2 protein-coding genes are annotated in these 6,454 nt (G+C 39.4%); both read left to right on the top strand.

From position 1 onward, the window contains the following. Window positions 1–87: 87 nt before the first annotated feature. On the top strand, window positions 88–5,496 hold the full coding sequence (locus L1077_RS22485; RefSeq protein WP_237139098.1) for a diaminobutyrate--2-oxoglutarate transaminase: 5,409 nt from the start codon (window positions 88–90) through the stop codon (window positions 5,494–5,496). After that, window positions 5,493–6,452 (top strand): hypothetical protein, encoded by a 960-nt coding sequence (locus tag L1077_RS22480; protein ID WP_237139097.1) that lies wholly within the window; start codon window positions 5,493–5,495, stop codon window positions 6,450–6,452. Before L1077_RS22485 ends, L1077_RS22480 begins: the two co-directional genes overlap by 4 nt. Window positions 6,453–6,454 lie beyond the last annotated feature (2 nt).

The raw sequence follows: 6,454 nt of genomic DNA, 5'->3' as shown, positions 1-6,454 counted from the left end.
CTAGCGTCACAAATCCGTCAGGAGTTGCAAGCTGAAATTAGTATCAAAACTTTGTTTGAATCGCCTGATATTAGAACTCTAGCGAAAATGATTTCAGATAGTCATGAGGCGGTCCGTCCACCTATTGAACCCATAGAACGTAGTCCGGAAGGTAATGCCTTATCTTTTGCCCAACAGAGATTGTGGTTTATAGATCAACTTCAAGAGGGAAGCCCTGAATATAACATGCCCACTGCTTTTGAGGTGAAAGGCTTGTTTGACATTAATGCTGCACAGCGAAGTTTAATGACCATTCTTGAACGGCATGAAGTTCTCAGAACGACTTATTATGAGCTTAACGGTGAGTGTTTCCAGCGTATCAATAGCGCTGAAGGCTTTGATATTCAAGTAGTTGATTTAACGCATTTGTCGGAAGCAGATGCAGAGCTTAGTATCGCTGAGTTAATTAAACTAGAAGAAAACCACTGCTTTGATTTAACACAGGATTGCATGCTGCGCTGCAGTTATGTTGTGATATCAAGAGATCGAGGGGTTTTACTGTTCAACATACACCATATCGCGTCAGATGGTTGGTCAATGGAGTTATTGGTCAAAGAGTTTACAGCCTTGTATAGAGCTAATAATACAGGGAAGCCTGCATCACTTGCTTCTCCTGTGGTTCAATATGCGGATTATGCTCATTGGCAGCGCAACTGGTTGCAGGGAGAAGTGTTAACCTCAAAGCTGGAATATTGGAAACAACAACTGGCAGGTGCCCCTACAGAGCATGGGTTGCGGCTTGATCATGTTCGACCACCGGTTAAAGGGTATAAAGGCGCGCGCGTAACGGGGCAGCTTTCAAGTTCTATTTCTCAAGGGTTGCAACAACTGGCGTCAGCACATCAAATCACACCATTTATGCTGATACATGCGGCATTTTCTTTATTGCTTGCTCGTCATAGTAATCGTGACGATATTGTTGTTGGTACGCCTGTAGCGAACCGTATGCAATTTGAAGTGGAACCGTTGATAGGCTTTTTTGTGAACACTTTGGTATTGAGGGTGGATACTTCACCACGTACTATTAAAGAATATCTGAGCCATGTACGCAAAGTTCATCTTGGAGCACAGTCTCATCAAGACGTGCCTTTTGAGCAATTAGTTGAACTGTTAAACATACCACGAAATACAGCCCATACCCCGTTATTTCAAATCATGTTGAACATGGAAGTCGCAGACTACGGTACAGCTAAGGGGAGCGAAGCACTGACTCTGCCAGGTCTGACGTTAAAAAACCTTTCCGGTACTCAGGTAGCTTCTTTATTCGATATTGAGCTAGGTGTACAACTTGGCCACGGTGGTGCGCAACTGACTTGGATTTATGACACTGAGTTATTCGAAGAGAGTCATATTATCCAGCTTAATGATCACATGAGTCGATTGCTGACTCAGCTATCGCAATTAAACGAGGATATAAACCTTAGTGACCTGGAGGTACTTTCACAACAAGAGCGTCACTATTTAACAACTACGCTCAATGACACAGTTACTGACTATCCAGAAAATTACTGTGTTCATGAGTTGTTCGAACAGTGTGTTGTTGCAGATCCTCAGGCCGTTGCCATCATGTGCGAAGGAGAGACACTAACCTACGGTGAGTTGGATAAACAGGCTAACCAGCTGGCTAGATACTTACGAGCTAACTACTCAGTAGGGCCTGATATGTTGGTTGGACTTTGTTTAGAGCGTAGTTTTGAAATGGTAGTTGGCATAATGGCGATACTTAAAGCGGGCGGAGCCTATGTGCCACTAGACCCTAGCTACCCTGACAGCCGCCTGACGTATATGATACAAGATACCGCAATGGATGTAGTATTAAGTTCGGTTTCTGCTGTATCTCGTTTGCCAAAAGCAGATTTTGCAAAAATATTGTTGGATGATACACAAACAATATTGTCTATTAGAGAGTTTACAAGTGAGCCACTCTCTTCAACTGAGACAGGAGTATCTCCGGATAACTTAGCTTATGTGATTTATACCTCTGGCTCTACCGGACAACCTAAAGGGGTTATGATCGAACATAAAGGTTGTGTCAATCATTGTGACGCTATGATCAAAACACTCAATCTGAGTGCTAAAGACATAGTAGCGCAAACCGCCCCCATAAGCTTTGATATCTCTGTCTGGCAAGTGCTCACGCCTTTAATCCTTAATGCTAAATTATGTTTGTTAAAAGATGAGATAGTCAAAGATCCTGCTGAGCTTTTTAATGTCATTTCGAGTTACCAAATTTCTATTTTGCAAGTAGTACCTTCATTACTCACATATTTGATAGATGAAGCCTCTAAATTAAAACGTGATTTAAGATCAATAAAATGGCTCCTCATCACCGGCGAAGCTTTTCCTAGATTTTTAATGGAAAAATGGATGTCTATTTATCCAGATATCCCCCTAGTTAATGCTTACGGTCCTGCCGAGTGTTCAGATGATGTAACTCTTTACTTGATCAATAACAACAACCATTCCTCAGAAAACGTGTCTTCGACAATAAGCAAGCACGAATCAAACGTAAGTTATTATTCAAAGCGTTTTCCAAAGGCCTTTAAGTCTGCAAAAGGAGCGTACATCTATACTGCAGATAACGAGCAAATTTTAGACTTTTTTAGTGGTGCAGGAGCGTTAAATTATGGTCACAACGATGATGATATTAAGCACTCATTATTGGAGTATCTGAACAACGATGGTGTTACTCATTCATTGGACTTGTTTACGATTGCCAAATCAAACTTGATAGATACTTTTACTGCGAATATTTTGCGCCCCCGAGGTCTGGAATATAAATTAATGTTTCCAGGGCCGACAGGTGCAAATGCAGTTGAGTCTGCCATCAAATTGGCACGAAAAGTAACTAAACGAAAAACAATTTTTTACTGTAAGAAAAGCTTCCATGGCATGACATCAGGAGCACTATCTGTAAGCAGTGGTAAGAGTTATCAAAAGAGGTTAGGCGTACCAGTTAGCTTCACCAAAGAAGTTGATTTTGTCGAGCACTCAGAAAATACCGCGACAGCAATCGCAGCTTTGATTGAGCAAATCAATTCAATGGATGAGGCTCCAGCTGCCATTATTTTAGAACTTATCCAAGCGGAAGGTGGAATTAATGTAGCATCTACTCATTGGGTAACAGAATTGTTTAATTTGGCCAAAGCGAGAGGTATCCTCATGATTGTTGATGATATCCAGGCTGGTTGCGGCCGCTCAGGCAAATTTTTTAGTCACGAAAACTATGAGGTCATACCTGATATCATTTGCCTTTCTAAGTCAATCAGTGGCTATGGCTTACCTATGTCTTTAGTATTGATAAAACCTGAATACGATATTTGGGAGCCAGGTGAGCATAACGGTACCTTCAGGGGCAATAATTTAGCCTTTGTTGCTTCTGCAGTGATGCTGAATAAGTATTGGTCAAACATTCTTTTTCAGGAAGAGTTAAGGGCTAAAAGTGAGTTATTGCATTGTAGATTAGTGTTCCTTCAAAATAAGTATGCAGCGTTAAACTTAAAAATAAAAGGCATGGGGTTCATAAAGGGGATTGAGTTAGGGAAAGCCGAGCATGTTAATGAAATTATTGACTATTGTTTTAGTAACGGCTTGATGTTAGAGTCAGCCGGTAAGGATGATGAAGTAGTTAAATTATTACCGCCGTTGATTGTCTCACTTGCACAAATAGATCATGCGATTGATATCATTGACAATGCGTTTAATTACCTTGTAACACGCATATTAGCTAACCAGAAACACAATGACCAACATACAAAGAGCAAAGAATCGAGCAATGTTCATTTATCTTTAGGGACATTATCGAACAATAGTTCAAATGCTACTTCCGTGCCTATTGGAACTCCTGTCCAAAACCTTGATGTTTATGTCCTTGATAAAAATCATAAACTCATGCCCTTTGGTTACACTGGAGAGCTTTTTGTGGGAGGTATAGGCCTTGCGAGAGGTTACCTGAATAGGCCTGAATTAACCGCAGAGAAATTTATCACAGTCAATATTGAAGGAGTTAAAAAGCGCCTATACAAAACTGGCGATATGGTTCGGTGGTTAACTGACAGAAATTTGGAATTCGTATCTCGTGTTGATGATCAGATTAAGATCAGGGGGCACAGGGTAGAGCAAGGAGAAGTCGTGAATAAACTCACAGAAATAGATTGTGTAAAAGAAGCTTTTGTATGCACTATCAAAAATGCTTTTGATGAACACTCGCTCCTCGCATTTGTAACTTGTATTGGTACAAATAATTTAAACCAAAACGTTAAAGCTACTGAAAAATATATCAGAGACCAGGTGAGAATTGATTTACCCCGATTCATGATGCCATCTTTCATTAAAGTAATAGATAAATTTCCTACAACGCCTAATGGTAAAATCGATAAAAATTTACTAATCAAGCAATACCAGAATAGAGAAAAAACAGCATCCTTCGAAATGGAAAATAAATATCAAAAGTTGCTGTGTGAAATTTGGTGTACCACATTATCGATTCGAAGTGGGGACATGAATTTGGACTCTGATTTCTTTGATTTAGGGGGTACATCTTTGATGGTATTGAGGCTGCGAAGCACAATTCAAAATCGTCTAAAGGTAAATGTTTCTTTGAAAGATTTGTACGAGCAGTCGGTGTTTCTAAATCAAAGCTTGTTACTTGAAAAACTTATATCTCTAAAACAAAATTTACCGCATTTTAGTGCCTTGAGAACCAGTAATAAGCTATTTGCATTTCATGAAATAAGCGGTTCAACCGCTGGATATTTAAATCTGAAAAAAGCAATAGCACCTAGTTATGAGCTGATAACTATCGAATCGTTTTGGAGTAAAAACCAGCAATGCAATAGCTTTAAAGAAGCAGCAAAATACTATGTAAATGAGCTTAAAAGCCAACAACCCGCAGGTCCTTATCGACTAGTAGGCTATTCAGATGGCGGAATTTATGCTTACTATGTTGCGGCTGAATTAGAGGCTGCAGGCGATACGGTTGAGTCTATTGTGTTAATAGATGCAAACCCACCTCAATTTGATTCGGAAATTAAATTCAAGGACAAGTTAGAGCAAACCGTAGCAGCAGTTTTGCCTTATTACAGACCCAGTGACTTACATCAATTGATGTTAAAGCTCGATCTTGAACAGGAAACAAACTTTGAAAAGCTATTGACGCAATTAAGAGCTGGAATAGAACTAAACGACTTTGAGGTAGAATCTTTACGCGCAGTGTTTAGCGTCCTCAACTTTCAAAGACCAGTAATTAAATTAAACCGTGTTGAAAAGGTAGTTTATTTCACTTCCCAAGATCGTCAACAAGAAACTGGCGTACTAGGACTAGAAGAAACGCTTCAAAGATGGTGTGAATGCTTTGCCATGGGTATTAATGTGATACATACAGAAACCCCTCATCAACAATTAATGGAAGGAAGATCCCTTCAGACCATAGAGCAATTTTACAGGGACAGTTTATGACACATATAGACACACATGTGATTCAAAAACCGAAGATTTTGGAAGACAAATTAGTCATTTTGCATGATTATACTCTCAGCAAATACTTGATTGATATAGTGGATAGTCTTAAGCAAGACAAGGCTATACTCATCAATGATGTGAGCTTTAAAGACGCCAATAAGTTAATGTTGGAACTTGCAAAAATATTCAACCTGCAAGATTCACTTGAGCTCAATTCCAACTTTTCTTCCACTCTTGAGTATCGGCAGAAAGTTGGCAAATACTTTATGACCGTCAATAAACGAAAAGATTATCAATTTGTGGCGCCACATTCTGAAGGCTCTAGCAAATTAGGCATTCAGCTTGCTGCATTTTACAGCGTAGATAATACCACTGATGGTGGGGAAACTGTGCTGTTCAAAACCAATCACAGCTCTGACTGTATAAAAGGACTAAAGGAAAATTTGGCTAAAGGAAAAATATTAAAAAAGCTGTCATCAGCTGACTTAACTAAGATCAAAATTCTCTCAAGGCTTAGTTTTCCAGAAGACGCCTTGACCGATGGTGATGAAGTACTTTCTGAAAAAGAGTACAAAGAAGGTTTTGTTTATTGTGAAACATTAGTCAAAACGAGGGCTGTTAAGTCTGTCATCTTAAACAAAGAGGTTTACCCTTACTTTGACAGTATTGAGCGTATCGATTCTGACTCTCCTCAAGAATATCTTACATTCTTAAAAAATGTCTCTTTGTTTAAAGAGCCTGAAAGCGACTTTGATTTCAGTCTTATTGATGATAGCCATCACAATAGGATTGGATCTTTCGGATCTAAATACAATGAGCTCTTCGAAGGTGTGTTGATTAAAAAGCTGACTAAAAGGCAAATGCTCATATGTAATAATCTGACTTGGTGTCATTCAGTCGCCAATTGGACGCCAGGCAGTGGTGTACGAAAAGTAGTAGCAGCGTTTGCTTAATA

Origin of the sequence: Pseudoalteromonas luteoviolacea (genome assembly GCF_021654285.1) — a bacterium.
GTDB lineage: Bacteria > Pseudomonadota > Gammaproteobacteria > Enterobacterales > Alteromonadaceae > Pseudoalteromonas > Pseudoalteromonas luteoviolacea_J.
Note: the sequence above shows the minus strand (reverse complement) of the source record. Positions and strands in the feature narration are given on the sequence as shown.